The sequence below is a fragment of the Streptomyces sp. SID3343 genome (assembly GCF_009865215.1).
GTDB lineage: Bacteria > Actinomycetota > Actinomycetes > Streptomycetales > Streptomycetaceae > Embleya.
In genome coordinates this window covers 1-689 of record NZ_WWJX01000809.1, presented here as the reverse complement: position 1 = coordinate 689, position 689 = coordinate 1, and the positions used below count along the sequence as shown (strand labels likewise).

1 protein-coding gene is annotated in these 689 nt (G+C 73.0%); it reads right to left on the bottom strand.

All coding sequences use genetic code 11. From position 1 onward, the window contains the following. The coding region (locus GT354_RS24895) for a transposase (RefSeq protein ID WP_161358601.1) at nucleotides 1-689 on the bottom strand (689 nt) is incomplete at both ends.

Genomic DNA, 689 nt, shown 5'->3' with positions numbered 1-689 from the left:
AGGTCGAAGCGTCGAAGGAACGCCTGCCACCGCAGGTCGACGGCGTCGGCGGTCATGCCGGTGGCGGAGGACCACAGCCACAGCGGCAGCGGGTCTCCGCCGCCGGGCAACCGGTCGACCTCCAGGCGAATCAACGTGCCCTCGATCAAAGGGAGTTCGCCGTCGTGGTCGATCCACGCGGAGCGGGTGGTGAGCCGGGGGTGGATGCGGTCCCAGGCCATCGCCCACGCGGTGCCGTACCGGTCGGTGACCTGTGTGGTGGTCTCGTTCGGTTCGCCCCAGGTCTCCGGCTTGGCGCAACGGAACTCCTTGCCGTGCTTGGGCGGGCGCCCGCCCTGGGGCGGTGAGATCCACGGCCGGGGCACGGGCTTGCGCATGACCCGGTCCGAGCGGAGTCGGCCCAGGACCTCCACCGGCAGGCCGGCCAGGAGGTGGGCCATGCGCGGGGCGTCGTAGCCGGCGTCGAAGACGACCAGGATGTCCGGGTCGCCCTCGCGCCACCGCCCGCCGGCGATCAGGTCCCCGACGATCCGGCGGACCTGGCGGGCGGTGACTCCGGCGACGTCGTCCCCGGGGCCGAGCCGGACGGCGTCCAGTAGTTGGCACCATGAGGTGCGGCCCGATTCCAGGGCGGCGACGAACGAGTACGGCCAGCCCGGGATCATCAGGTGCTGGTCCCGGCCGCGGCC